This window comes from Vibrio sinensis (genome assembly GCF_003605645.1).
Taxonomy (GTDB): domain Bacteria; phylum Pseudomonadota; class Gammaproteobacteria; order Enterobacterales; family Vibrionaceae; genus Vibrio; species Vibrio sinensis.
This window is the reverse complement of record NZ_QVMU01000010.1, coordinates 1-25942: the sequence shown is the minus strand read 5'-3', so window position 1 is coordinate 25942 and position 25942 is coordinate 1. Positions and strand designations below refer to the sequence as shown.

At 42.6% G+C, this 25942-nt stretch carries 25 protein-coding genes and 10 tRNA genes; 23 read left to right on the top strand and 12 right to left on the bottom strand.

Going from position 1 to position 25942, the window contains the following annotated elements:
- The first annotated feature begins 71 nt into the window (after positions 1 to 71).
- From DZ860_RS12155 to DZ860_RS12105, 10 genes are all read left to right on the top strand, one after another.
- Positions 72 to 147 (top strand) — tRNA-Phe (locus tag DZ860_RS12155).
- A 54-nt stretch (positions 148 to 201) separates the two neighbouring features.
- A tRNA-Thr gene (locus DZ860_RS12150) sits at positions 202 to 277 on the top strand.
- A 7-nt stretch (positions 278 to 284) separates the two neighbouring features.
- A tRNA-Phe gene (locus tag DZ860_RS12145) sits at positions 285 to 360 on the top strand.
- A gap of 39 nt (positions 361 to 399) precedes the next feature.
- A tRNA-Asn gene (locus DZ860_RS12140) sits at positions 400 to 475 on the top strand.
- Between the two features lie 377 nt (positions 476 to 852).
- On the top strand, positions 853 to 2478 hold the full coding sequence (locus DZ860_RS12135) for a methyl-accepting chemotaxis protein (protein ID WP_120031625.1): 1626 nt from the start codon (positions 853 to 855) through the stop codon (positions 2476 to 2478).
- A 220-nt stretch (positions 2479 to 2698) separates the two neighbouring features.
- Positions 2699 to 2774, top strand: a tRNA-Phe gene (locus DZ860_RS12125).
- A gap of 51 nt (positions 2775 to 2825) precedes the next feature.
- Positions 2826 to 2901, top strand: a tRNA-Thr gene (locus DZ860_RS12120).
- A 21-nt stretch (positions 2902 to 2922) separates the two neighbouring features.
- Positions 2923 to 2998 (top strand) — tRNA-Asn (locus DZ860_RS12115).
- Positions 2999 to 3034: 36 nt separating this feature from the next.
- Positions 3035 to 3110 (top strand) — tRNA-Thr (locus tag DZ860_RS12110).
- A gap of 5 nt (positions 3111 to 3115) precedes the next feature.
- Positions 3116 to 3191: transfer RNA gene (locus DZ860_RS12105), tRNA-Asn, on the top strand.
- Positions 3192 to 3511: 320 nt separating this feature from the next.
- On the opposite strand, the gene DZ860_RS12100 is transcribed toward DZ860_RS12105, so the two are convergent.
- From DZ860_RS12100 to mlaF, 8 genes are all read right to left on the bottom strand, one after another.
- Positions 3512 to 4237, bottom strand: coding sequence for a 1-acylglycerol-3-phosphate O-acyltransferase (locus DZ860_RS12100; protein ID WP_120031621.1), 726 nt, complete (start codon positions 4235 to 4237; stop codon positions 3512 to 3514).
- A gap of 107 nt (positions 4238 to 4344) precedes the next feature.
- The gene (gene murA / locus DZ860_RS12095; RefSeq protein WP_120031619.1) at positions 4345 to 5610 is read right to left on the bottom strand and encodes a UDP-N-acetylglucosamine 1-carboxyvinyltransferase; all 1266 of its coding nucleotides are present in this window, start codon (positions 5608 to 5610) and stop codon (positions 4345 to 4347) included.
- A gap of 9 nt (positions 5611 to 5619) precedes the next feature.
- Positions 5620 to 5874 (bottom strand): BolA family iron metabolism protein IbaG, encoded by a 255-nt coding sequence (gene ibaG / locus DZ860_RS12090; RefSeq protein WP_120031617.1) that lies wholly within the window; start codon positions 5872 to 5874, stop codon positions 5620 to 5622.
- 9 nt (positions 5875 to 5883) lie between these two features.
- Positions 5884 to 6195: an STAS domain-containing protein gene (locus tag DZ860_RS12085; protein WP_120031615.1), complete on the bottom strand. Its 312-nt coding sequence runs from the start codon at positions 6193 to 6195 to the stop codon at positions 5884 to 5886.
- On the bottom strand, positions 6188 to 6832 hold the full coding sequence (mlaC, locus tag DZ860_RS12080; protein ID WP_120031613.1) for a phospholipid-binding protein MlaC: 645 nt from the start codon (positions 6830 to 6832) through the stop codon (positions 6188 to 6190). The genes DZ860_RS12085 and mlaC overlap by 8 nt, the downstream gene beginning before the upstream one ends.
- Positions 6833 to 6835: 3 nt before the next feature.
- The gene (gene mlaD, locus DZ860_RS12075) at positions 6836 to 7318 is read right to left on the bottom strand and encodes an outer membrane lipid asymmetry maintenance protein MlaD (RefSeq protein WP_120031611.1); all 483 of its coding nucleotides are present in this window, start codon (positions 7316 to 7318) and stop codon (positions 6836 to 6838) included.
- Between the two features lie 2 nt (positions 7319 to 7320).
- Positions 7321 to 8112, bottom strand: a complete 792-nt coding sequence (mlaE, locus tag DZ860_RS12070) for a lipid asymmetry maintenance ABC transporter permease subunit MlaE (RefSeq protein WP_120031609.1) — start codon at positions 8110 to 8112, stop codon at positions 7321 to 7323.
- A complete protein-coding gene (gene mlaF, locus DZ860_RS12065; protein ID WP_120031607.1) occupies positions 8109 to 8906 on the bottom strand; it encodes a phospholipid ABC transporter ATP-binding protein MlaF in 798 nt (265 codons plus the stop codon). The genes mlaE and mlaF overlap by 4 nt, the downstream gene beginning before the upstream one ends.
- Positions 8907 to 9152: 246 nt before the next feature.
- Between mlaF and DZ860_RS12060 the strand changes: the two genes are divergently transcribed.
- The 12 genes from DZ860_RS12060 (at position 9153) to mgtE (ending at position 18436) form a co-directional block, all read left to right on the top strand.
- Positions 9153 to 10118: a calcium/sodium antiporter gene (locus DZ860_RS12060; protein WP_120031605.1), complete on the top strand. Its 966-nt coding sequence runs from the start codon at positions 9153 to 9155 to the stop codon at positions 10116 to 10118.
- 21 nt (positions 10119 to 10139) lie between these two features.
- Complete coding sequence (locus DZ860_RS12055) at positions 10140 to 11105, top strand: KpsF/GutQ family sugar-phosphate isomerase (RefSeq protein ID WP_120031603.1); 966 nt, start codon at positions 10140 to 10142, stop codon at positions 11103 to 11105.
- Positions 11105 to 11662, top strand: a complete 558-nt coding sequence (gene kdsC, locus DZ860_RS12050; protein ID WP_120031601.1) for a 3-deoxy-manno-octulosonate-8-phosphatase KdsC — start codon at positions 11105 to 11107, stop codon at positions 11660 to 11662. Before DZ860_RS12055 ends, kdsC begins: the two co-directional genes overlap by 1 nt.
- Positions 11659 to 12222 carry an LPS export ABC transporter periplasmic protein LptC gene (gene lptC, locus DZ860_RS12045; protein WP_120031599.1) on the top strand — a complete coding sequence of 188 codons (564 nt, stop codon included), beginning with the start codon at positions 11659 to 11661 and terminating at the stop codon, positions 12220 to 12222. Before kdsC ends, lptC begins: the two co-directional genes overlap by 4 nt.
- Positions 12203 to 12700: a lipopolysaccharide transport periplasmic protein LptA gene (lptA, locus tag DZ860_RS12040; protein ID WP_120031597.1), complete on the top strand. Its 498-nt coding sequence runs from the start codon at positions 12203 to 12205 to the stop codon at positions 12698 to 12700. The genes lptC and lptA overlap by 20 nt, the downstream gene beginning before the upstream one ends.
- A 2-nt stretch (positions 12701 to 12702) precedes the next feature.
- A complete protein-coding gene (gene lptB, locus DZ860_RS12035; protein WP_120031595.1) occupies positions 12703 to 13428 on the top strand; it encodes an LPS export ABC transporter ATP-binding protein in 726 nt (241 codons plus the stop codon).
- A 52-nt stretch (positions 13429 to 13480) separates the two neighbouring features.
- Positions 13481 to 14944, top strand: a complete 1464-nt coding sequence (locus DZ860_RS12030; RefSeq protein WP_120031593.1) for an RNA polymerase factor sigma-54 — start codon at positions 13481 to 13483, stop codon at positions 14942 to 14944.
- Between the two features lie 26 nt (positions 14945 to 14970).
- Entirely contained in the window at positions 14971 to 15258 is a 288-nt protein-coding gene (hpf, locus tag DZ860_RS12025; RefSeq protein WP_120031591.1) for a ribosome hibernation promoting factor, read from the top strand.
- A 2-nt stretch (positions 15259 to 15260) separates the two neighbouring features.
- A complete protein-coding gene (ptsN, locus tag DZ860_RS12020; RefSeq protein WP_120031589.1) occupies positions 15261 to 15707 on the top strand; it encodes a PTS IIA-like nitrogen regulatory protein PtsN in 447 nt (148 codons plus the stop codon).
- A gap of 11 nt (positions 15708 to 15718) precedes the next feature.
- Entirely contained in the window at positions 15719 to 16582 is an 864-nt protein-coding gene (gene rapZ, locus DZ860_RS12015) for an RNase adapter RapZ (protein WP_120031587.1), read from the top strand.
- A gap of 3 nt (positions 16583 to 16585) precedes the next feature.
- Positions 16586 to 16864 (top strand): HPr family phosphocarrier protein, encoded by a 279-nt coding sequence (locus DZ860_RS12010; protein WP_120031585.1) that lies wholly within the window; start codon positions 16586 to 16588, stop codon positions 16862 to 16864.
- A 216-nt stretch (positions 16865 to 17080) separates the two neighbouring features.
- Positions 17081 to 18436, top strand: coding sequence for a magnesium transporter (mgtE, locus tag DZ860_RS12005; protein ID WP_120031583.1), 1356 nt, complete (start codon positions 17081 to 17083; stop codon positions 18434 to 18436).
- Positions 18437 to 18506: 70 nt separating this feature from the next.
- Here mgtE and metH read toward each other — a convergent pair whose 3' ends face one another.
- Complete coding sequence (gene metH / locus DZ860_RS12000) at positions 18507 to 22184, bottom strand: methionine synthase (RefSeq protein ID WP_120031581.1); 3678 nt, start codon at positions 22182 to 22184, stop codon at positions 18507 to 18509.
- Positions 22185 to 22350: 166 nt separating this feature from the next.
- Here metH and DZ860_RS11995 point away from each other — a divergent pair, with 166 nt between their 5' ends.
- Entirely contained in the window at positions 22351 to 23643 is a 1293-nt protein-coding gene (locus DZ860_RS11995) for a cation:proton antiporter (protein ID WP_120031579.1), read from the top strand.
- 108 nt (positions 23644 to 23751) lie between these two features.
- On the opposite strand, the gene DZ860_RS11990 is transcribed toward DZ860_RS11995, so the two are convergent.
- From DZ860_RS11990 to DZ860_RS11980, 3 genes are all read right to left on the bottom strand, one after another.
- Positions 23752 to 24450, bottom strand: coding sequence for a DedA family protein (locus tag DZ860_RS11990; RefSeq protein WP_120031577.1), 699 nt, complete (start codon positions 24448 to 24450; stop codon positions 23752 to 23754).
- Between the two features lie 30 nt (positions 24451 to 24480).
- Positions 24481 to 24879 (bottom strand): hypothetical protein, encoded by a 399-nt coding sequence (locus DZ860_RS11985; protein ID WP_120031805.1) that lies wholly within the window; start codon positions 24877 to 24879, stop codon positions 24481 to 24483.
- Between the two features lie 921 nt (positions 24880 to 25800).
- A tRNA-Asp gene (locus DZ860_RS11980) sits at positions 25801 to 25877 on the bottom strand.
- Positions 25878 to 25942 lie beyond the last annotated feature (65 nt).

Here is a 25942-nt window from a genome sequence, read left to right as displayed (position 1 = left end):
AAACGTTTTTTGCTTTTTTTTATTAAAAACAGGTTGACGGGCAGGGCGAAAATCCGTTTAATACGCACCAAGCCCGGATAGCTCAGTCGGTAGAGCAGAGGATTGAAAATCCTCGTGTCGGTGGTTCGATTCCGCCTCCGGGCACCACAATTTGATTGTTGGTGTCTTAGACATCAATACGTTAGCAAAGAATATTAGTGTGCCGACTTAGCTCAGTAGGTAGAGCAACTGACTTGTAATCAGTAGGTCACCAGTTCGACTCCGGTAGTCGGCACCATTCTTTTGCCTCGATAGCTCAGTCGGTAGAGCAGAGGATTGAAAATCCTCGTGTCGGTGGTTCGATTCCGCCTCGAGGCACCATTATTTGGTGCTTATCTTGAAAAAGATGACACAGATAATTCCCCCTTAGTTCAGTCGGTAGAACGGCGGACTGTTAATCCGTATGTCGCAAGTTCAAGTCTTGCAGGGGGAGCCACTTTTAAACCCTAGTCGAAAGACTGGGGTTTTTCTTTTTCTAGTCTACAAACTTCCTCAAGCTTTTCTCTTATTAGTCACAATGCTAATCTCTCTAATTAGCGAACTCTCATCAATATCATATAGATACTCTTCCCTGTTATCTGATTTGCCCCTTTTCTCTATTTTTATGTACACCCCTATTTTATGAAGCGCTAACGTAGCAACGTTAAACCTCATACAAATCAGGTCTATATTTCAAAAACGGTAATACAGATCATGCTCGATGTTTGTGATAGTCATACATCCACAAATAGCATGACCCACCATTTAATTGCTCCACAAATAAATGGCGATGCCGAAACCACTCATTATTTTATTTCTATCTAGAGAAAACATATGAAGCTAAAAACACAAGCATATATTCTTGCCGCAATCATTCTTGCAGCATTGCTTGCTTTAACGATTACTGGGCTATGGACTTTGCGTGTCGCTAGCAGCTTAGACAACAAAACTCGTGTAACCGAATTATTTACCAGCGCATACAGCATGTTGACCGAAGTTGAGAAAATGGCAGCTGATGGCACTTTAGGTGAGCAACAAGCGAAAAGCATAGCTACTCGCCTCCTTCGCAACAACATCTATAAAGACAACGAATATGTCTATGTGGCCGATGAAAACATGATGTTCATTGCCGCACCTTTAGACCCTCAACTTCATGACACTAGTTTCCATGACTTTAGAGACAGTTCTGGCAACAGTGTTGGGCAACTCATCCAAGATGTACTCAGCCGCAGCAATGGCGAGCTTGTTGAATACACATGGAAACAACAACTTGCTGATGGAAGTATTGAAGAAAAGCTCTCAATAGCAGAAAAAACCCCTCGCTGGGGCTGGGTTGTAGGGACTGGCATTGGCTTCCACGACGTCAACGCCAGATTTTGGACTAGCGCTCAATGGCAGCTTTTGCTGTGTCTTAGTATTGCTGGCGCGATTTTTACCATTTTGATATTGGCTATCCGAAAAATGCAGACATTACTTGGTGGCGAACCACAAGATGTGCGCAATGCAGTTCAAGCTGTTGCGAATGGATCGATCCAATCTCATTTTGATCATGCAGCACCAGAGGGCAGTATTTATGAATCCGTTCAATTAATGAGTTTTTCGCTGGCTCAACTGATTAATAATCTTGAGAATTCAATGAACGCCCTAAGAAATGAGCTTTCAGGCGTAGAAGAAAGATCGATTTCTATTGCTCAGTTGACCGAATCACAACAACAATCCACAGAAATGATCGCAACCGCGATGACAGAAATGGCATCATCGGCGAATCATGTGGCAGATTCTGCGCGAGATACCGCGATCAACACGGACGAAGCTGACCAGCAAAGCCAGCATACTCAGCATCTGATTCATAACACCGTGAATAACATTCAAGGTTTAGCAGACCAACTGGGCACGGCAAGCCATGCTGTCGCTGAGCTTGATAATAATGTAAATAATATTGTTAAGGTCCTCGATGTTATTGGTGATATTGCAGAGCAAACCAATCTGCTGGCCCTCAACGCTGCAATTGAAGCAGCTCGCGCAGGAGAGCAAGGACGCGGGTTTGCTGTCGTTGCTGATGAAGTTCGTAACCTTGCAGGGCGCACGCAATCGAGCACCAAAGAAATTCAGCAGATGATCCATCATCTACAGCAAGGTTCTCGCAATGCAATTCACACCATGAGTGTTTGCGCTGAAACAAGCCAAAACACGGTAAAAGAATCTCAGGATGCATCAGAAGCACTGCAACAAATCGTGCTCGCCTTAGAGTCTATCTCTCAAATGAGCCATCAAATCGCAACGGCAGCAGCGGAACAAACTCAAGTAAGTGATGATATTTCACAGCGTATCAACATAATTGAAGAAAGTGGCACCCAATTAAGCCAAGTTGTTTCTGCAAGTCATAACAATACCCAAAGCCTAACTTTGCTAGCAAATGAGCTTGAAAACTGGCTAAACAAATTTACAGTGAAGCGATAACTCGCAATAACTAGACAAAAAGCACGCTTTCCAGCGTGCTTTTTTCTTAGATAAACACAATTGTTTATTATGAATTGCCTCTTTACACGCTTAGCCACTGTACTTTTGTTCATCAAAATGGATAAAAATAGCCCGCTAAGTATAGAAAATCAGCAAACGATATTTTTTTTGCATTTTAATGTTGACGGGAAACGCGAAAAACCGTTTAATACACCTCGTCGCCCGGATAGCTCAGTCGGTAGAGCAGAGGATTGAAAATCCTCGTGTCGGTGGTTCGATTCCGCCTCCGGGCACCACAATTTGATTGTTGGTGTCTAAGACATCAATGAAAAATAAAGAAATAGTGCGCCGACTTAGCTCAGTAGGTAGAGCAACTGACTTGTAATCAGTAGGTCACCAGTTCGATTCCGGTAGTCGGCACCATTCTTTATTAGAAAAGATAATTCCCCCTTAGTTCAGTCGGTAGAACGGCGGACTGTTAATCCGTATGTCGCAAGTTCAAGTCTTGCAGGGGGAGCCACTTTTAATTGATGAGCAAATTGCTTGTTAATAAAAAGCCGACTTAGCTCAGTAGGTAGAGCAACTGACTTGTAATCAGTAGGTCACCAGTTCGATTCCGGTAGTCGGCACCATCTTTTCCCCCTTAGTTCAGTCGGTAGAACGGCGGACTGTTAATCCGTATGTCGCAAGTTCAAGTCTTGCAGGGGGAGCCATATTAGAGAAAGCCTCATCATTTGATGAGGCTTTTTTTATACCTGCTATTTCCACAGTATCCCTACTCTTTACTTCTTTATATCAACACACAGCTCCTGCCTATAATTAACACCTATCTGGGACGTACACAGCCTTTAAGTGCGTAAAGCAATTACCCCTCCCCCCTCATTTACAACAGCCTTTACGTCACTCTCTAGAGCTTCCTATGGCAATGTCCGCATTAACGGTCATATAAAGACAGGTTTAGATACAAAACTGAGGCATAAAAAAAGCGTGCACCAATCGCACGCTTTCTTTCCTCTTGATGAGAAATCGCAAATTACTTTTTATTGAGTTGTTTTACTTCTTCATCAAGTTCAATCAGCTTCGCTGCCATTTGTTCACGACAAAGCGTTGCAAGATCACGAACATTCTCTTTTTTAAAGCCCTCAGAGCTTACTGGAGGCAGCATTTCAACAATAACATGACCATTGTTCCAACGATTCAATTTCACACCATCAGTAGAGCTACAGACGATAGGGACAATCGGAACCTCTGCGCCAATCGCTGCGTGAAATGCGCCAGTTTTAAATGGTAATAATCCACGACCTCTTGAGCGAGTCCCCTCTGGGAACATCCAGACTGATACATCACTATTTTTGATGCTATCAACGATTTGATCGATGGTGCCTTTCGCCTTTGTGCGGTTTGCTCTATCAATCAAAATATTACCCGTTAACCAATATAGCTGGCCAAACAGAGGTAGCCATACCAAACTCTTTTTACCAACCGTCACAACTTTAGGTGTTACTGCTGATGAAACAGTAAAAAGATCCCAAGTATTTTGGTGGTTCGCAATATAAATATGCTGACCTCGTTGGTACGCATCTTCAGGTAAACGAAGCTCTAAAGTGATACCAAATACTTTCGACATTTTTCCAAATAGACGACCAAAGGTAAAAACATGCTTTGGGTTACGAGGGCTAAATAAGCAGTAACCACAACCAAACACAAACATCACAATTGCAAAAATAGCGACAGCCAATACACGTAACAGTGCAATCATTATTGCTCTCCAAGAACACGGGGAATTAATCTCGCCCTAATCTAACTTATATGCCGCTCATAAAAAAGCCGAAACGACAGTTTCGGCTTACAAGCGTTAGCTAAAAATCAATTAGCGTCACGAAAACGTTCAATGTTAGCACCAAGCGCTGACAGTTTGTCTTCGATTTTATCGTAGCCACGGTCAATATGGTAAATACGATCAACGATAGTCTCACCGTGAGCGATACAACCCGCGATCACTAAGCTCGCAGATGCACGAAGATCTGTTGCCATAACTTGCGCGGCACTCAACTCTTCTACATCACCACAGATAACGGTATTACCCTCAATCTCAGCTTTAGCACCCATACGCATAAGTTCAGGTACATGCATGAAACGATTTTCAAAGATAGTTTCTGTAATAACACCACCACCTTTTGCCATCATATTCAATAGCGTGAATTGCGCTTGCATATCAGTAGGGAAGCCTGGATGTGGTGCAGTACGAATCGTCACTGCTTTCAGTTCACGTCCCGTCATATCAACGCTGATCCAATCTTCACCCGTTTCAACCAGTGCACCAGCTTCTTCAAGTTTCGCCAATACCGCTTCAAGCAAATGAGCACGAGTATTACGACAAACAACTTTGCCACCAGAAACCGCAGCAGCAACTAAAAATGTGCCCGTTTCGATACGGTCAGCAACCACAGCATGCTTACCGCCACCTAGACGCTCAACGCCTTCAATAGTGATAGTATCTGTGCCAGCACCCGTAATCTTAGCGCCAAGTGTATTTAGAAACTCGGCCGTATCAACAATTTCAGGTTCACGAGCAGCATTATCAAGCACTGTCTTGCCATCAGCTAATGTCGCTGCACACATTACAGTAATCGTCGCGCCAACGCTGACTTTATCCATAACGATATGTGCGCCTTTTAAACGCCCATCAACACTTGCTTTCACATAACCATCTTCTAATGTGATGGTAGCACCTAGTTGCTCTAGGCCATGAATATGGAGATCGACAGGACGAGCACCAATAGCACAACCGCCAGGTAAAGAAACTTGACCTTGACCAAATCGAGCAACAAGTGGACCTAGTGCCCAGATCGACGCTCGCATCGTTTTCACAAGATCATAAGGTGCACAAAATTCATTAATGCTACTTGGATCGACATGAACTGAACCATTGCGATCAACTTTCGCACCAAGGCGCTTTAATAGCTCCATCGTCGTGTCGATGTCACGCAGATGAGGAACGTTAGCAACTTCTACAGGCTCTTCAGCCAAGATGGATGCAAATAAAATGGGTAGTGCTGCGTTCTTGGCACCTGAAATGGTTACTTCACCAACCAGTGGCGTTTTTGAACCCTTTACTCGAAACTTTTCCATTACAAAACCTTACAGTGACATCAGCTTTTTATCGCGAGCCCACTCTTCTGGAGTGTAGGCCTTGATTGTTAATGCATGAACGTCATTTCTTTGAATATGCTCCATCAGCGGAGCATAAATTAGCTGTTGCTTCTTAACGCGACTCATTCCCTCGAAACAAGCATCAACAGCAACCACCTCGTAATGGCTACCCTCGCCCTTTACATGCAACTCTTCAAGATTAAGTGATTCAACTAAAATCTGTTGTACTTTTGCGCTATCCACAATTTACCTCTATTTATTCTTAACATGCCCAGCGATGAGCTCATCAACATTGCTCAACTGAAACAATGTGCTTAGCTGCTTTGGTACGAAACTGAGCATTATATGACAGTTTTGTTTTTTTGCATGCTCTATTAAGTGAATTAACATCACCATCCCAGCAGAGTCGACTCTCTTAATCTGCTCTAAGCTCACTTCAACAGACTGCTCAGACGGTGACCACTGACTCAATGTTGGCCATAAGATAGGAACAGTGTCCCTATCAAGAAGGCCATCGATAGAGTAAGTGGTGGCATCAATTTGCAACCACTGAGCATTACTCATTCTTGTTACTCTCAAAACGAATTGGTTGAGCGGCAAGCTGCTCTAAATCTTTAGCGACAGACAGGATTCCTTCTTGACGCAATTTGCCACTCCACTCTGATTGCTTGCTAGATAGTAAACTAATCCCCTCAGCAACCATGTCAAACGCTTGCCAATCCCCACTTCGTTTATCTTTGCGTAACTTAAACTCTAATTTGATGTTCGGTCTTGGCGCATCGACGATATCGACTTTGACACTCGTAATCGTTCGATTAGCATCGAGTTTTGGCTCAGGACCAAACTCGATTAATTGATCAGAATATTGAGTGAGCACTTGAGCATAAGAAGCAATTAGATATTGACGAAATGCCACGATAAATTCCGCAACATCCTGCTTTTTAGCGCCTTTTAAGTTAGGCCCAAGTAATTTAAGTGCCGCGTATTTCTCATTGACGTAAGGCATTAGTTCTTCATCAACAATTACTTTTAAATAATTCGGATCTTGATGAATTTTATCTTGTTCCGCTTTCAAACGATCAAAGGTGATTTGAGAAACTTGCTTCATCATTTGATACGGCTGTTTTTTGTCAACTTCGGTTGCCGTCACATTCAGTGAAAAAACCAACGCAGCAAAAGTAAGTACTAACTTTTTAAACATTCCTTATTTCCCTTTATCAGAACCGCCAACGCTATACAGAACCTGACCAATCAAATCTTCTAAAACCAACGCCGATTTAGTGTCTTCAATAAAGTCACCATCCACCAGCATTTGTTCATCTTCAAATACAAAACCGGGGACAAGGCCAATATATTGCTCACCGATCAGTCCTGAAGTGAGTATTTGCAAACTTGATGTTTCAGAGAACTGATTGTATTGACTATTAATCGCCATCGTCACCACAGGGAGTAAGCTCTCTTTATCTAAGCTAATTTGAGTCACTCGGCCAACCACAACACCACCTACCTTTACTGGGGAACGTGATTTTAAGCTGCCAATATTGTCAAACTCAGCCTTTAAAGTATAAGTATCACTGGAGCCGAAGCTCTTTACGTCAGCGACTTGAAAAATCATGACCAAAATTGCGCAAATTCCGGCAAGAACAAACGTTCCGACCCAAAGTTCAATTTTTCGTGTTTGCTGCATAATTAGTTCCCAAACATCAATGCGGTCAGTACAAAGTCTAGACCAAGTACTGCAAGTGAAGAGTGAACGACGGTTCGTGTCGTTGCGCGGCTGATTCCTTCTGAGGTAGGAATCGCATCATATCCATTAAAAAGAGCAATCCAAGTCACTGTGAATGCAAATACCAAGCTCTTAATCAAGCTGTTGCCAATATCTTGGCCCAGTTCAACGGAAGCTTGCATTGCTGACCAGAAGCTACCCTGATCAATTCCTTTCCAATCCACACCGACGAGTTGCCCTCCCCAAATACCCACTGCCATGAAAATCATCGCAAGTAGCGGCATAGAGATAACTCCAGCCCAGAACCTTGGCGCAATAACCCGTTTCAAAGGATCAATAGCCATCATTTCTAAACTAGATAGTTGTTCGGTCGCTTTCATTAATCCTATTTCTGCCGTTAATGCAGAGCCAGCACGACCAGCAAATAGCAATGCTGTTACTACCGGTCCTAACTCTCGTAATAGCGACAATGCGACCATTTGACCCAGTGCGCCCTCGGCACCAAAATCGACCAAAATAACATAGCCCTGCAGGCTCAATACCATGCCAATAAAAAGACCAGATAAGACAATAATCAGCAACGATTGAACGCCAACACTGTAAAGCTGCTTAATAAGCAATGGTGCATTTTTGATAGGCTGAGGCCTAGATGCTAAAGCCCCCACCAGCATTAATGTGGCTCGACCAAGAGACTGACATGTTTTTAATGTGTGACGCCCAAGAGCGGCAGTGAGATTTGCTAAGCCTGCTATCATGAAAAAAGGTCCTTAGCGATCGGTTGTGCTGGAAAACGAAAAGGGACAGGGCCGTCAGCATTTCCGACTAAAAATTGCTGTACTTGAGGATCGTCATTGGCATAGAGTTCATCAGGTGTACCGCTAGCAATAACCTTTCCGTTCGCTAATATATACACCCAATCAGCAATACTCATTACCTCGGGTACATCATGAGATACGACGATCGAAGTCACTTCTAATGCTTGGTTAAGATTGCGGATCAGTTCCACCAGCACCCCCATAGTTATTGGATCCTGACCAACAAAGGGTTCGTCATACATAATTAACTGTGGGTCTAAAGCAATAGCTCGAGCGAGAGCGGCCCGTCTTGCCATTCCTCCGGATAACTCACTTGGCATAAGCTGAGCTGCACCTCTAAGTCCAACTGCTTCCAATTTAAGTAACACCAATGTACGAATCAAACTTTCATCAAGTTTGGTGTGTTCTCTTAAGGGAAATGCCACATTGTCAAATACGGAAAGATCGGTAAACAGAGCACCCGATTGAAATAACATGCTCATTTTCTTTCGCTCTCGGTAGAGTTCTTTGCGACTTAATGTGGGGATATTTTTGCCATCAAACAAAATCCGACCATGATCGGGATAAATTTGCCCACCGATTAAACGTAACAGGGTTGTTTTTCCTATCCCTGACGGCCCCATAATGGCCGTAATTTTACCTTTAGGTACGTGCAGACTCACATCATCAAAAATCTTACGTTCTCCACGAAGAAATGTGAGGTTTTCTACCTTAACCAAGTCCATTGATGACATTAGATACTCTTATCTTGCGTCCTATTCTAATGGGCAATCATAAGCACATTGATTCAGAAATTAAAGCTCTGTTCAATGAAATGTGATTAGCACTTTTATCGATATTCTTAAGTCCTATATTTTCCGCAATCTCGTTATGGTCCATATAAACAGATAATTTATTCACTCTACAGCTTCCATTTTGTTTACCAACACGTCAAAATTGGCGGTTAAATTATTCGGTCCCCATTATAATTAGGATATATCATGCTCTCAGCTATAGCGTTACTTATCATAGGATTAGTTTTTCTAGTTTGGAGTGCAGACAAACTGGTATACGGCTCTGCAGCAATAGCTAGAAACTATGGTATATCTCCACTTGTCATCGGTATGACCATTCTTGCAATGGGTTCTTCTGCCCCAGAAATGATGGTATCCGCCACCGCTGCTTTTGATGGTAAAACCGATACTGCTGTTGGTAACGTATTAGGGTCAAATATTGCCAACATTGCGCTAATTCTTGGTATCACCGCTTTAATTAAACCTCTTTCTATAAGCTCTGCGGTTATTCGCCGAGAGTTACCATTAATGATTGGTGTAACTGTACTTGCAGGCGCATTACTGTGGGACAACCATTTAGGTTTTTATGAGGGTGTATTGTTGTTCGCCCTATTCGGCGTATTCATTTTCGCTATGTTGCACATTAGCCGTAAAGAAAAACAAAATGGCGACATCCTTATTCAAGAACAAGAGTCTGAAGTTCCTGAGGGTGTAAGCAATACCAAAGCTATTTTATGGGTAGTGGTTGGCCTTATTATTTTACCGATTGCAGCAAGTACTCTAGTCGATAGTGCCGTTGTGATTGCTCAATATTTTGGTATGAGTGATCTCGTTATTGGCTTAACTATTATTGCAGTGGGTACAAGTTTACCTGAACTGGCCGCTTCGCTCGCTGGCGTACTTAAAGGCGAAGATGATATGGCAGTAGGTAATATCATCGGTTCGAACGTTTTTAATATCCTTGCGGTTATGGGCATTCCTGGACTTGTACATCCAGCGGTACTTAGTGAATATGCAATGGGACGTGATTTTTGGGTAATGCTGGGTGTATCACTGCTACTAGTGATAATGGCTTTAGGTAAGTCTCGCAGCATTAACCGTATAGAGGGAGCGATACTGCTTTGTTGCTTTGTCGCTTACCAAGTTTATTTAATTCTAAATATGGCTGCTTAATTATATTCGCAGGAGTTTGAGATGTTTGATTTCCGCGCAGTTGCTCTGGAAGTATTAGAAACCGAAATATCCGCACTGACACAATTAGATCAGTATATTGATGACTCTTTTAGCCAAGCTTGTGAACTTATGTTCGCAAATGAGAGTGGTAAAGTCGTGGTCATGGGCATGGGTAAATCGGGCCATATCGGTAAGAAGATAGCGGCAACACTAGCCAGTACAGGTACGTCCGCATTCTTTGTTCACCCTGGCGAAGCTGCTCATGGCGACTTAGGCATGATTAAACCAGCAGATATTGTCCTTGCCATTTCTAACTCAGGTGAGTCTTCTGAAATTTTATCGCTGTTTCCTGTCTTAAAACGCTTAAATATTAAAATTATTAGCATGACTGGTAAGCCAAATTCCAATATGGCTAAACTCGCTGATATTCACTTACAGGTATCCGTACCGAAAGAAGCTTGCCCATTGGCGCTTGCTCCAACATCAAGTACAACGGCAACTCTAGTTATGGGTGATGCTCTTGCAGTCGCTTTAATGCAAGCAAGAGGCTTTACCGCTGAAGATTTTGCACTTTCTCATCCTGGTGGCGCACTGGGTCGCAAATTGCTTTTAAAACTCTCTGATATCATGCATTCTGGCGAACTTTTACCTCTCGTCTCACCAACAACGCTGATTAGAGATGCACTGCTAGAAATCAGCCAAAAAGGCCTAGGTATGACTGCGGTGATCGATGAACAGCAAAATCTGATGGGCATTTTTACTGATGGTGACTTACGTCGTATTCTCGATAAACGTGTGGATATTCATAGCACTGAAATCGGTGAAGTCATGACAGTAAACCCAACAATTGCAAAACCAAGCATGTTGGCAGCAGAAGGATTAAACTTAATGCAAGATAAAAGCATTAACGGCCTAATCTTATGTGATGGGACAAAAGTCGTTGGCGCACTCAATATGCATGATTTGCTCAAAGCAGGAGTAGTGTAATGTCAAACATGGTCAGCACGCTTTATGGTGAAGTTGAGCAAGAGTTACTCGATATTGCCAAGCAGATCAAACTGCTTATTTGCGATGTTGATGGAGTCTTCTCCGACGGCCTAGTGTATATGGGCAACAATGGTGAAGAACTGAAGACGTTTCACACCCGTGATGGGTATGGCGTAAAGTCATTAATGAATGCGGGTATTGAAATCGCAATCATTACTGGGCGTAGTTCTCAAATCGTAGAAAACAGAATGTCGGCGTTAGGAATTAAACTTATCTATCAAGGTCAAGACGATAAAATTAAAGCCTACCATGACATTTGCGAAAAGCTCCAAATAGCCCCAGAACAAACAGGCTATATTGGCGATGATTTGATAGACTGGCCGGTAATGGAAAAAGTAGCGTTGAAAGTCTGCGTCGCAGATGGACATCCACTCTTAGCAAAAAGAGCAAATTACGTCACCAAAATTAAAGGTGGCCACGGTGCGGTCCGTGAAGTCAGTGACCTGATTTTACAAGCTCGCGATGAGCTAGATATTCACAAAGGTTTAAGTATATGAGCTTAGCTCGTATTGGGTATCTGGTTTTAATCTTAATCGTCGCAAGTTCTGGTTACTATTTAATGAGTAATCGCCAGAACGATGACGTGCAAGTTGAACCTAATTCTGAACTACCCATGTTTTCTGGGGTAAACCTCGAAAACACATCATTTAATGAAAAAGGAATCCGCAGTTATGTCATTACATCTGTGGTTCTCGATCATTATGCAAAAAGCGGCGACACTGTTTTTCAGGAACCTGTACTGAAAGTTTATAAGCTAGGTACCTCTCAAGAGTGGCAAGTGACCGCTGATAGAGGTGTATTAGACGAAGATCAAGTGTTAACACTCTATGATAATGTACTAGTAAAGAACCTCTTACCTGATTCAGGTTTTGATACATTGTCGACAGATACCATGAGTATCCAACTCGACAATCGAGATTTTTGGGCAGACAACCAAGTAACTTTAGTTGGCCCACAATTTGAAACAGTAGGTCAAGCAATGAAAGGCAACTTTGCTGACAATACTGCTGTTCTATATCAACACGTACAAGGTAGATATGAAACTCTCACACCTTAGTTTAATCGCTTGTTTATTTACGTCAGCACAGGCATTTGCCTTATCGTCTGATACCGAGCAACCTGTTTATATTGACTCTGATAGCCAGCAACTAGATATGCAGAGCAATAAAGTGACATTCCTAGGGGATGTAAAGCTCAAACAGGGCAGTATCAATATAAGCGCCGACAAAGTAGTTGTGACTCGCTCTGCGAAAGATGGATCTATTCAAGAAATTGAAGGCTATGGAAACCTTGCGACATTCTCACAGCTGACCGATGATGGTAAAACTTTATACGGTGAAGCAAAAGAGCTCTATTACAAGATGGCTGACGACCAGTTAACCATGATTGATAAAGCCATGTTATCGCAAGATGACAGCATTATTCGTGGCACTAAAATTCGCTACAAAATATCGTCTCAGAAACTCATTGCTGACGGTAAACAAAAAGGTGACCGCGTTTCAACGGTTCTTCAGCCACAAGCCGCTCAAGAGTAATTATGGCCGTACTAAAAGCAGAACATTTAGCCAAGAGCTACAAAAATAGAAAAGTCGTTTCTGACGTCAGTTTAAAAGTTGAATCAGGCCAAATTGTTGGCTTACTTGGACCTAACGGTGCAGGTAAAACAACTTCTTTCTATATGATTGTTGGACTCGTTGCCCGTGATGAGGGCACGATTAGCATTGACGACCTAGATATCAGTATCTTACCTATGCACAGTCGTTCACGCCTTGGTATTGGCTATTTACCGCAAGAAGCGTCTATCTTCAGAAAACTGTCCGTTGAGCAAAATATTATGGCAGTTCTAGAAACTCGTGAAGAAATGACGCGTGAAGAGCGCCAAGACAAACTCGAAGATTTATTGGAAGAATTCCACATACAGCACATACGAGCTAGTGCAGGTATGGCATTATCAGGTGGCGAACGTCGTCGAGTTGAAATTGCTCGTGCGTTAGCTGCGAACCCACAATTTATTCTACTTGATGAACCGTTTGCCGGTGTAGACCCTATTTCGGTCATCGATATCAAGAAGATCATCGAACATCTACGAGATCGTGGATTGGGTGTTTTGATCACCGACCACAATGTTCGTGAAACTCTCGATGTATGTGAAAAAGCATACATTGTAAGTCAGGGACATTTGATCGCGGAAGGGACTCCTAGTGACGTGCTCAATAACGAACAAGTTAAACAAGTTTATCTCGGTGAACAATTCCGTCTATGATTAAACAAAGAACGGAAAGATTCTACAGTATCTAAAAGGCACGTATTACTGAATGAAACCCTCATTACAACTCAAGCTAGGTCAACAGTTAGCGATGACGCCACAGTTACAGCAAGCAATCCGCTTGTTGCAACTTTCGACGTTAGACCTTCAACAAGAAATTCAAGAAGCCCTAGAATCGAACCCTCTTCTCGAGATAGAGGAAGGTAATGAAGACACCGCACAAAATAGCGATGACAAGACAAGTAATGAAGAGCAACATTCAGACAACGACCTTAACGAACAAGAGATGCAAGATAGCTCTGAGCTGATTGAAAAATCTGAGCTTACTAGTGAGTTAGAAATCGATACCACTTGGGATGATGTCTACAGCGCAAACTCGGGCAGTACTGGTATATCCGTTGATGATGATTATCCGGTATATCAAGGAGAAACAACTGAATCTCTACATGATTACCTGAATTGGCAGCTAGACCTAACCCCATTTAGTGAAACAGATCGAACACTTGCGATGGCTATCATCGATGCTATTGACGACTATGGTTACCTCACTGTCTCTACTCAAGATATCTTAGAAAGTTTTGACAACGAAGAGATTGAGATCGACGAGATTGAAGCGGTTCGTAAACGAATCCAACAATTTGATCCTCTTGGGGTTGCTTCGGTTAACTTACAAGATTGCTTATTACTGCAATTGGCGACTTTTCCTCAAGATACTCCGTGGTTAAAAGAAGCAAAATTGGTGCTAACGGATCATATTGATCAGCTTGGTAATCGAGACTATAAACAAATAGTGAAAGAGACCAAGCTAAAAGAGAGTGAACTAAAAGCGATCTTAACGCTTATCCAGCAACTGGATCCTCGTCCTGGTAGTCGTATTGCACCGGACCATGCTGAATATGTTGTGCCAGATGTCTCTGTGTACAAAGATCATGGAAAATGGGTTGTTACGATTAATCCAGATTCCGTTCCAAGGTTAAAAGTAAATCAACAATATGCCGCCTTTAGCAAAGGGAACAGTGCTGATAGCCAGTACATTCGTTCTAATTTGCAAGAGGCCAAGTGGTTAATTAAAAGTCTAGAGAGTCGGAATGAGACTCTGCTCAAAGTTGCGAAATGCATTGTTGAACATCAACGAGATTTCTTCGAACATGGTGAAGAAGCCATGAAGCCAATGGTGCTAAATGATGTCGCATTAGCCGTAGATATGCATGAATCAACGATTTCACGTGTAACCACGCAAAAGTACATGCATACACCTCGTGGCATTTTTGAATTGAAATACTTCTTCTCTAGCCATGTTAGTACTGATAATGGCGGAGAGTGTTCATCAACTGCGATCCGTGCTTTGATCAAAAAGCTCGTGGCCGCCGAGAATAGTGCGAAACCACTGAGTGACAGTAAGATTGCAGCTTTACTCGCTGACCAAGGAATTCAGGTAGCTAGGCGGACTATTGCAAAATACCGCGAATCCTTAGGTATCGCTCCTTCAAGTCAGCGCAAACGCCTGTTATAAGGCCAACAAACCGAGAAGGAAAGTCTATGCAAATTAACATTAGCGGCCACCACATTGATCTGACCGATTCAATGCAAGACTACGTAAACTCTAAGTTTAAAAAGCTTGAGCGGTTTTTCGAGCATATCAATAGTATTAGTGTCGTGCTAAGCGTTGAAAAACTCCGCCAAAATGCTGAAGCTACCCTTCACGTAAACCAAGGTGAAATCCATGCGTCTGCTGACAACGATAATATGTACGCAGCCATTGATGCACTCGTCGATAAGCTCGTAAGACAGCTTAATAAGCATAAAGAAAAATTGAATCATCACTAATCATGCAATTACGCGAAATCCTTTCATTGGACTGCACTAAAAGTGCAGTTCAATGTACTAGCAAAAAAAGAGCCCTGGAAATGATCAGTGAGATTGTTGCTGAACATACCGGACAAAATTCAACTGAGCTGTTTGAGTGCATGCTAAGCCGAGAAAAAATGGGTAGTACTGGCATTGGAAATGGGATAGCCATTCCCCATGCTCGTATGAAAAGTGGCAACGAACAAGCAGTTGCCGTCCTATTACAGTGTGATACACCGATAGAGTTTGATTCTATCGATAATCGTCCTGTCGATGTGCTGTTCGCCTTGCTAGTACCAGACGCCCAATGTAAAGATCACTTGAAAACGTTATCTTGCATGGCTGAACGACTGAATGACAAACAGGTTCTTAAGCAACTTCGTAAGGCTCAATCTGATCAAGAGCTATACGATATCATGGTCAACTGACAGAGATGGCAATGCGCTTAATTGTAATTAGCGGACAGTCCGGTGCGGGCAAAAGTGTCGCTTTAAGAGTGTTAGAAGATCTCGGTTACTACTGTGTCGATAACCTACCCGTCGATCTTCTTGAGCAATTCATTCTGTCTGTTAAGGGTAGTAAGCAGAATGTCGCGGTAAGTATCGATATTCGTAATTTACCGCAAGATCCATCTCTAGTAGAAAATACCCTACAAACATTAAAGAAAGATAATGACGCGAGCGTTTTTTTCCTTGATGCGAACAAGGATACGTTGCTAAAACGCTATAGCGAAACTCGTCGTATCCACCCTCTTTCACTCGGTCACGAAAAAACATCTCTTGAACAAGCGATTGAAAAAGAGAAACAAATCTTAGCGCCAATGAAAGAGCAGGCCGATTTAATTCTAGATAGTAGTAACCAATCTCTACATGAATTAAGCGAGATGGTACGACAACGTGTTGAGGGCCGAGAGCGTAAAGATTTGGTGATGGTATTCCAATCTTTTGGCTTTAAATATGGTATTCCAAGTGATGCCGACTATGTCTTTGACGTCAGATTTTTACCTAACCCACATTGGGATCCAGATTTACGTCCATTAACCGGTCTTGATGTTCCAGTAAAAATATTTTTAGAAACGCATCCTGAAGTGATTGAACTCAAATCACAAATCCAACAGTTCATTGAATATTGGCTGCCATTACTCGAAAAAAACAATCGTAGCTATCTCACTGTCGCGATAGGCTGTACCGGGGGAAAACATCGCTCGGTATATTTAACGCAACAAATTGGTGAGCGCTTTATTGAACTTGGGCATCAAGTCCAAATTAGACACGCTTCATTAGAAAAACATTTGGAAAACTAGATTATGCAGCAGCAGAGTAAAACTGTCCTTATTCAAAATCGCCTAGGCTTACATGCTCGCGCTGCTGTAAAGCTTGTTGAACTAGCTCAATCTTTTAGTTCCATCCTTACCATTAAAAATGGGGATGGAAAAGAAGCCACGGCCGACAGTGTCATGGGGCTTTTAATGTTGGAGTCTGCCCAAGGTGAATTTGTAACCATCAGCGCTGATGGTACTGACTCCATTCCTGCACTTGATGCCGTTTGCTCACTCATCGAAGCGAAGTTTGATGAAGATGAGTAACCCTGCCTTTCACTACATCAATTTAACAAATCGAAATTTCTCAATCGTTTAATCTATCGATATTCGCCTATTTTTAAGCTGATATCCGATTATAAGTCGTATCTTTTTTCTCTCTCGTTAAGAATTTATCTGCCCTTTAACATTAACTTATTAAACAAGGGCTAAAATTAAGTTACTATTCAAAGCATTGTAATTCTATAGAGTTAGGGGGAACCGATGGCAGAGCAAATAGAATTCGACCAAGCTCACCAAGCCCTCCAAGAAGTCACAGAAGCTCTCGAAAATGGCCGTTTCGTCCATGTCCGCCGCCAACTGCAAGACATGGAACCGGAAGATATCGCCCATTTATTAGAAGCATCACCGCGTAAAAGCCGTGAGGTTCTATGGCAACTTACCGATCCTGAAGATTATGGCGAGATCCTCGATGAGCTAAGTGAAGACGTCAAAGATGACCTTGTTTCACGCATGGCGCCTGAGATGCTTGCTGAAGCAACTGAGGGCATGGATACCGATGATGTAGCCTACGTTTTACGTAGTTTGCCAGACGACGTCTCTCGAGAAGTTCTTTCTCAGATGGATGTTGAAGATCGTCAACGTGTTGAAACGGCTCTTTCTTATACTGAGGATACCGCGGGTAGTCTAATGAATACCGACGTAATCACGATTCGTGGTGATGTCGATATTGATGTTGTTTTACGTTACCTGCGTATGCGAGGCGAACTCCCTGAAGCAACGGATGCCTTGTATGTTATAGATGAAGAAAATCGTCTCATTGGCGAGCTTTCGCTTACATCTATTCTGACTACTCAGCCAGATGTAAAAGTCGCTGATGTTATGGAAGATGCTGACGACGCCATTGAAGTAACAATGAGTGATTCTGATGTTGCGAGTCTTTTCGAACGCCGTAACTGGGTATCCGCTCCTGTTATCGATGAAAATCAACAATTGGTTGGTCGTATTACCATTGATGACGTCGTAGACGTTATTCGTGAAGACGCAGAGCACTCAATGATGAGCATGGCAGGTATGGATGATGATGAAGATACATTCGCACCTGTTGTAAAGTCAGCGAGAAAGCGCAGTGTTTGGCTTGGTGCTAATGTTCTTGCAGCATTAGCCGCGGCCTCTGTATCAAACATGTTTGAAGCTACACTTTCACAAATGGCCGCGATTGCAGTCTTGATGACCATTGTTCCATCAATGGGAGGGGTTGCCGGTAACCAAACCGTCGCACTAGTGATCCGAGGTTTAGCGCTTGGACACATTGGTGACTCAAACAAGCGAGAACTCTTACTTAAAGAAGCGGCCATTGGTCTATTAAATGGCATCATGTGGGCGTTAATTATTGGCGGAATCGTGGTGGCATGGAAAGGAAACTGGATGCTTGGTGCCATTATATCTACGGCAATGCTGACCAATTTATTTGTCGCTGGTGTTGCTGGCGTTACCATTCCAATTCTATTGAAAAAAATGAATATCGACCCCGCTTTGGCCGGTGGTATGGCACTAACAACCGTGACAGATGTTATTGGTTTATCAGTTTTCTTAGGCCTCGCCACGATATTGATTTAAATAACCATTCTAAAGAAATAAAAAGCACAGCCGAAGCTGTGCTTTTTTGATCACCATGATCCAAAAACTATTAATTCATGTTTGGACCTAGCCACTTTTCAGCTTCTAACATGTCCCAACCTTTTCTGTCAGCGTAACTTTGTGCCTGATCTTGCTGTATTTGCGCAATAGCAAAGTAACGTGAGTCTGGGTGAGAGAAATACCAACCAGAGACTGCCGCTCCCGGCCACATTGCATAACTGCTCGTCAGTGACATTTCGATACTCTCTTCTACATTCAAAAGCTCCCACAGCGCACCTTTTTCAGTATGTTCAGGGCAAGCTGGGTAACCTGGGGCAGGACGAATGCCTTGGTATTTTTCACGAATCAAATCTTCATTCGATAAGTTTTCATCACCAGAGTAACCCCAAATTTCTTTACGAACTTTTTCATGTAAATATTCAGCAAATGCTTCAGCTAAACGATCGGCGACTGCTTGAATCATGATCGCATTGTAATCATCTCCTGCAGCTTTATATTGATCTGCAAGCTCTCGCTCACCAATTCCGCCAGTAACTGCAAACATCCCAATCCAATCATGTTTACCGCTCTCTTTCGGTGCAATGTAATCAGATAAACAATAGTTGAAGCCTTTAGGTTTCTCGGTTTGCTGACGTAGGTTATACAATACCTTAGCGACCTCTGTGCGAGATTCATCCGTGTAGACTTCAATATCATCTCCCACACTAGCGGCAGGGAAAAGCGCACACATGCCACGCGCTTCAAGTAGCTTTTCGCGTTCAACGCGATCAAGAAGATCATTGGCATCTTTAAACAGTCGCTGCGCTTCTTCACCCACTTCTTCATGTTGTAAAATGGTTGGATATTTACCGACAAGAGACCAAGTCATAAAAAATGGGGTCCAATCGATATATTGACGTAAAACGGCGATGTCAAAAGCCTTAAAGATATGAACGCCAGGCTTAGCGGGTACTGGGGGCGTGTAATTAACCCAATCAATCGCCACTTTATTCGCTCGTGCCCTTTCTAAAGTAACTGGACGAGTGCGAGGTTTTTTACGACTATGTTGATCTCGTACGCGATCATAATCCGCATTCAATTTATCAACAAAATCCGGATAACGCTCTTCTGATAGTAGCGACGTACAAACTCCTACGGCTCGTGAGGCGTTGTTCACGTAAACCACTGGCTTGTGGTAGTTTTGCTCAATCTTAACTGCTGTATGTGCCTTAGACGTCGTTGCTCCACCAATCAGTAGTGGGAGCTCAAACCCTTGTCGCTCCATCTCTTTTGCTACATGGACCATCTCATCCAGGGATGGGGTTATCAGGCCTGATAACCCAATAATATCCACGTTTTCCTCTTTGGCTACTTTAAGGATCTTTTCACACGGCACCATAACGCCAAGATCGATAATTTCGTAGTTATTACATTGCAGCACCACACCAACAATATTTTTGCCAATGTCATGCACATCACCTTTCACCGTAGCGAGCAGTATTTTACCGTTAGTTGAACCCACCTCTTTAGAAGCATTAATAAAAGGCTCTAAGTGGGCAACCGCCTGCTTCATTACTCGAGCTGATTTAACAACTTGAGGTAAGAACATTTTACCCTCACCAAACAAGTCGCCGACCACATTCATGCCATCCATCAGAGGGCCTTCAATCACTTCGATTGGTCTGGATGCATTAACGCGGGCTTCTTCGGTATCTTCAACGATGAACTCAGTAATGCCTTTTACTAATGAGTGCTCTAAACGCTTCTCAACCGGCCAAGTACGCCACTCCAATGCAGAAGTGTCTTCGACTTTACCGACAGCCTTATCGAGATACTCTTGAGCAATATCGAGTAAACGTTCTGTCGAATCATTTCGTCGGTTAAGTATTACATCCTCTACGGCTTCACGTAGGGTTTCAGGCACATTATCGTAAATCTCAAGCTGGCCTGCGTTAACAATCCCCATATCCATACCGTTTTTAAAACAGTGGTAAAGAAATACAGCATGGATAGCCTCACGGACATAGTTATTGCCACGGAAAGAGAAAGAGACGTTTGATACACCGCCAGAGATCATAGCATGAGGGAGATCGCGTTTAATATCTGCCACTGCCTCGATGAAATCGACCGCGTAATTATTATGTTCTTCAATACCCGTTGCGACAGCAAAGATGTTCGGGTCGAAAATAATATCTTCAGGTGGGAAACCAACCTCATCAACTAAGACGCGGTAAGCATTGGTACAGATTTCAAGTTTACGTTCGCGCGTTTCTGCTTGGCCGACTTCGTCAAATGCCATCACAATAATTGCCGCACCATAACGACGTACTAACTTCGCTTGAGCAATAAACTTCTCTTTACCCTCTTTAAGTGAAATGGAGTTCACGATGCCTTTGCCTTGAATGCACTTCAAGCCCGCTTCAATCACTTCCCACTTTGAGGAGTCAACCATAATTGGCACTTTAGAGATTTCTGGCTCTGAAGCACACAAGTTCAGAAAGCGTACCATACAGGCTTCAGCATCAATCATGCCCTCGTCCATATTAATATCGATAATCTGAGCGCCGTTTTCGACTTGTTGCCGTGCAACGTCGAGTGCTTCTTCGTACAGTTCTTCTTTAATCAAACGCTTGAATCGAGCAGAACCCGTTACATTGGTTCTTTCACCCACATTTAAAAATAGGGTCTCTTTTTCGATAGTCAAAGGCTCTAAGCCCGATAACCGACAAGCGACTGGCAAATCCGGTAGCGTTCGAGGCGCTACATTTTCCACCGCCAACGCCATTTGACGAATGTGTTCAGGCGTTGTTCCACAGCAACCACCAATCAGGTTTAAAAATCCACTTTCAGCCCACTCTTTAACATTGATGGCCATGTCTTCTGGTGAAAGATCATATTCACCAAATGCATTGGGCAGGCCAGCATTGGGGTGTGCAGAAACAAATGTCTCTGAGATACGAGAAAGCTCAGAGACATAGGGGCGTAATTCATCAGGGCCCAAAGCACAATTCAAACCAAAAGAGATGGGGTTAACATGACGAAGAGAATTATAAAAAGCCTCTGTCGTTTGACCGGAAAGCGTTCGCCCTGAAGCGTCTGTAATGGTTCCTGAAATCATCACAGGTAGCGAATAACCCAACTCTTCAAATACTGTATCAACTGCAAACGCACAAGCTTTAGCGTTCAAGGTATCAAATATCGTTTCTAGTAGAATAAGATCAGCACCACCTCTAATCAAAGCATGTGTTGATTCAGAATAAGCCTCAACGAGCTCGTCAAAGCTTACGTTTCGATAGCCTGGGTCATTAACGTCTGGAGAAATAGAACATGTTCTATTGGTTGGGCCTAATACACCGGCGACATAACGTGGTTTGTCTGGCGTTTTTTTCGTCCATTCATCTGCAGCTTCACGAGCAAGTTGAGCCGCAGCGAAGTTAATCTCTTCACTCAAGCTTTCCATGTCGTAATCAGCCATCGCGATAGTGGTGGCATTAAATGTATTGGTTTCTAAAATATCCGCACCTGCTTCCAAGTAGGCGTTATGAATATCTTTAATCAGTTTCGGCTGTGAAAGAACCAACAGATCATTGTTACCTTTTAGATCGCAATGCCAATCTGAAAATCGCTCTCCACGATAATCTTGTTCTTCTAGTTTGTAGTCTTGAATCATGGTGCCCATGCCACCATCAATCAATAAGATGCGTCGCTTTAATTGCGTTTCGATCTGTTGTCTTATTTTGCTTCCCACAGTACAGCCCCATTCCTTTGTGTATGTAACCATCCTATCACACAATTAAAAGGAGTCTAGACGTCCAAAAAACTAAATCAATTTAAGTGATAGGTTTAAAATAGTTTGCTATTTGAACACCTAGGGCACAAAATTATTATTACATTTTGTTACACATGAGTTTCCTATGTCGGTCTACTACACACTTTGTTTTTTATCCGCTGCAGCCATGTTAATTGCCTTTATAAACAGTAAGATTGGCAAAATGCAAACGACTATCGCAATTACTGCTGGGTCGATGATTTTGTCACTAATCATCTTAATTGCGGGTCAGAATAATTGGTTTCAACTGACAGAAATCGCAACCCATACAATGTCGAGCATCAACTTCGAAGATTTCTTACTTAAAGGAATTTTGGGGTTCTTATTGTTTGCCGGTGGTCTTGGCATAAAACTGTCTAACCTTAAAGATCAGAAGTGGGAAATTACAGTTTTAGCATTAGGGGCAACTCTGTTTTCAACATTTTTTATCGGTTACGCATTGTTTGGGTTTTGCCAGCTCACCGGAATTAAATTCGACCTCGTCTACTGTTTACTATTCGGGGCACTTATTTCTCCAACAGACCCGATTGCTGTTTTAGCTATCGTAAAAAAACTCAATGCACCAAAACGTATCTCGACCCAGATTGAAGGTGAGTCACTATTTAACGATGGCTTTGGTCTCGTCATCTTTGTCACTATCTATACGATTGCTTTTGGTAATGAAGCGCCGACATTCAGCAGTGTTGCCTCTTTATTTGCACAAGAAGCAATTGGCGGGATCGCCTATGGGTTGCTCTTAGGCCTGCTCTTCCATTATCTAATTTGCGCCACTGATGATCATTCAATGGAACTGTTATTAACTATCGGTATTCCAACTGCTGGCTATGCACTGGCTGATATATTGCACGTTTCAGGCCCTTTAGCCATGGTGGTTTCAGGGATTATGATTGGTAACTGGACTCGCTATATCGGTTTTTCAAAAGAGAGTGAAGACCATCTTGATAATTTTTGGGAATTGATCGATGAGTTTTTCAATGGTGTGCTATTTCTGCTCATTGGTATGTCGATGCTGTTGTTTAAGTTCCATCAGGAAGACTTCATTCTAATGGCTTTTGCTATTCCATTGGTGCTAACTGGGCGTTATTTGAGTGTGTTTTTATCTTATCTTGGTTTCAAACGCTACCGCACTTATAACTCTTGGTCAGTTCCAATCTTAACTTGGGGTGGTCTACGTGGCGGCTTAGCTCTAGCTATGGCACTCTCAATACCTGCGGGTATTTGGGTTATTCCAGATAAACAAATCGATGTAAGAGAGATCATCCTTGTCATGACATACTCGGTTGTCGTTTTCTCCATATTAATTCAAGGCTCAACGATTACACCTATGATAGAAAAAGCGAAAAAAGAACAAGCTGTGATGGATAAAGAACTCAATTAGTGTTCGTAATCCATTTGGACAAAAATAGAAAAGGCAGCTTAAAGCTGCCTTTTCTTTATCTATATTATCCCACTAAGATCATCGTAACCCTAAAGCTCACATTACTGACTAGCGTTCAACTTCCTCAACAATAGGTTTTACCTTACTCGCTTGCTGTTCGTGCATTGCACGGCGAACACGCATAGTAATATACCCAAGAACAGCTGTAACCAAAGTAATAACAGGTGCAGCCATTAGGCCCATGGTAACCAATTTGCTGATGTTCTCTGGTAATAGAGGCAGCAACATACCAAATGAACATAATAACAATGTCCACAAAATCGCACTCAGCCATGCAAAGTAATGAAACTTATTAACCTTGTTCGCACGCATACCCATCATTAAAGGCAATAAAGAGCGCACGACAGGAACAAAGCGGGCACAAAACAGCGCAACTAGACCATGCTTACCAAGTAGCATATCAACCTGCTGTAAGCGCTTCTGTGGAACAGCATTAACCCAACCTTGAACTTTCGGTAAGCGATTAAGTAATCGCCCCTGGACATAAGCAGCCCAACTACCCAACGCGGCACAGGTAGCAATAATCACCAACACTAGAAACGGGTCTAGTACACCAACTGCCGCCAAAGTCCCTGACAGCACGACAACACTATCGCATGGGAATGGTGCTGCTGGAATAAAGCCGCTTTCTAAAAAGATCAACGCGCCAACCACAAAATAAACCATGACAGCACTACCAGGCGTCATTAACGTAGCAAAGTCTTGATGCCAAAGAGCCATCAAGACTGAAATAATTGAATCCAACATTTTTCACCTCATAAACAGAACATATTTACACTATCTAACCAGAGTGTAATTTCGGCTATGAATAAAGCGGTAGATCAGATTAGACTCATAATGTTGCTTTACACGATAACTACTAGCCGTACGCTGATCATCATTACCTAAAGAGAGTGCACGAAATGCTAGCGCGCTAAGTGTATCGCTGATTGGTAAACAATAAGCAAGCTGGGTTTGTCGCTCTGCGGGCTTATTGAGGTATCGACTCAGCAAATAATAGTGAACATTTTTATGATTTCGAATATTAAGTTGATGTGAGAGTTGGTGCTCATAAGGCAAACGGATCTGATAGTTTTCTGAAATTAATTCAGGATCGCGAGACAATAGCTGTTCATCCGTAGCATTTCCAAGCAACAGAACTAAACAGGCTACTGAGAATAAAACTCTCGCTTGCAATATACTACTCCACATCGATAACTTATCGTTAAAAATAATAAAATTCTAAAACCTCTGTGGGTTTTAGCTCTACTAGAGAATTAGTTCAATAGTGATTATCTATCGTAAGCATTAGCAAGTTATGGTTATCATTAAAGATGAGTAGATTAGACGAGAAAATATAAAACATTGCGTCTATATCCATATAAAAAACAGAAGTTACTTTCGAAAAATTGTACTTATCTTCGGTCTGCTCTCTTAAAAATCACCCATATTATGATTAGAACTTCTTCAAATAGCGGCGGAGTGGTCGGGACTTTCTCTCGACCTTGAAAGCTTCACGTCCCCCCGGAATAACAGGTCGCTGCGTCCTCCAATCAGTAACTCGCTAATAACAGCTTAACCAACGAAACGACAATTCGCTTTCTTATCCCTTTCTCATTCCATAATTGATTTTCGACAGACATAAAAAAACCTAGTCTTTCGATTAGGGCTTCTTCAAATAATGCGAAATAGTGACGGAGTGGATGGGACTTTCTTTCTACCTTGAAAGCATCACGCCCCCGGAGTAACAGGCTGTTGCGGCCTCCAATCAGTAAACTCGCTAATGGCAGCTTAACCAAGGAAACGACGATTCACTTTCTTATTTCCTTTCTCATTCCATATTTGATTTTCGACAGACGTAAAAAAGCCCTAGTCTTTCCGATTAGAGCTTCTTCAAATAATGTGAAATAGCGGCGGAGTGGACGAGACTTTCTCTCGACCTTGAAAGCTTCACGCCCCCGGAGTAACAGACCGTTAATGCCTCTAATTAGTAAATTCGCTAGTAACAGCCTAACCAACGAAACGACAATTCGCTTTCTTATTCCTTTCTCATTCCATAATTGATTTTCGACAGACGTAAAAAAGCCCTAATCTTTCGACTAGGGCTTCTTCAAATAGTGGCGGAGTGGACGGGACTCGAACCCGCGACCCCCGGCGTGACAGGCCGGTATTCTAACCAACTGAACTACCACTCCGCAGTGGTATTTTATCTAAATAAAGTCTTATGGTTAGGTAGCTTTATTTAGTTTTGCCTTTAGAT